1 protein-coding gene is annotated in these 996 nt (G+C 75.9%); it reads right to left on the bottom strand.

Features of this window, described 5'->3' with window-relative positions:
* Positions 1-996, bottom strand: a 996-nt coding sequence (locus JHN63_RS51385) for an APC family permease (RefSeq protein ID WP_200691988.1), incomplete at both ends; no start/stop codon positions are given.

Raw genomic sequence — 996 nt, 5'->3', positions numbered from 1 at the left:
GGCGTAGTAGGCCAGGACGCCGAAGGAGGAGAAGCCGATCGCGCCGCGCAGGTCTGTGGTCGCGGCGAGGACGGCGACCACGGCGCCGACCGTGAGTTCGGCGCGGTGGGGAACGCCGAAGCGGGGGTGGACGGAGGCCAGGGCGTGCGGCAGGTGCCGGTCGCGGGCCATGGCGAGGGTGGTGCGGGAGACGCCGAGGAGCAGCGCGAGCAGTGAGCCGAGCGCGGCGACGGCACCCGCGGCGCGGACGGCCGGTACCAGCCGGTCGGCGCCCGCGGCGTGCGCGGCGTCCGACAGTGGGGCGGTGGCGTGTGCCAGACCGTGCGGGCCCAGCAGTGTCAGGGCGGCGACGGCGACGAGGGCGTAGACGGCGAGGGTGATGCCGAGCGCGATCGGGATGGCGCGCGGGATGGTGCGGGCGGGGTCGCGGACCTCTTCGCCGAGGGTGGCGATGCGGGCGTAGCCGGCGAAGGCTAAGAAGAGCAGCCCGGCGGCCCGGAGCAGCCCGCCGGCGGTGGTGTCCGGGCCGATGGCCAGTCGCGCGGTGTCCGTGTGGGCGGAGGTCAGGGCGGTGACGATCACGGCGGCGAGCACGGCCAGGACGACGGCGACGATCGCGCGGGTGAGGAGGGCGGACTTCTGCACGCCGGTGTGGTTCACCGCGGTCAGCGCCACTACGGCGGCCACGGCCACCGCGTGGGTCTGGCCGGGCCAGAGGTAGGCGCCGACGGTGAGGGCCATGGCCGCGCACGAGGCCGTCTTGCCGACCACGAAGGCCCAGCCTGCCAGGTGGCCCCAGAAGGGGCCGAGGCGTTCGCGGCCGTAGACGTAGGTGCCGCCGGACCGGGGGTACAGGGCGGCCAGCCGTGCCGAGGACGTCGCGTTGCAGTAGGCCACGACGGCGGCCAGGGCCAGTGCGAGCAGCAGTCCGGAACCGGCCGCGTCGGCCGCCGGGCCGAGGGCGGCGAAGATCCCGGCGCCGATCATCGACCCCAG

It is taken from the genome of Streptomyces sp. MBT65, assembly GCF_016612545.1.
GTDB lineage: Bacteria > Actinomycetota > Actinomycetes > Streptomycetales > Streptomycetaceae > Streptomyces.
This window is presented reverse-complemented; position numbering and strand designations above follow the sequence as displayed.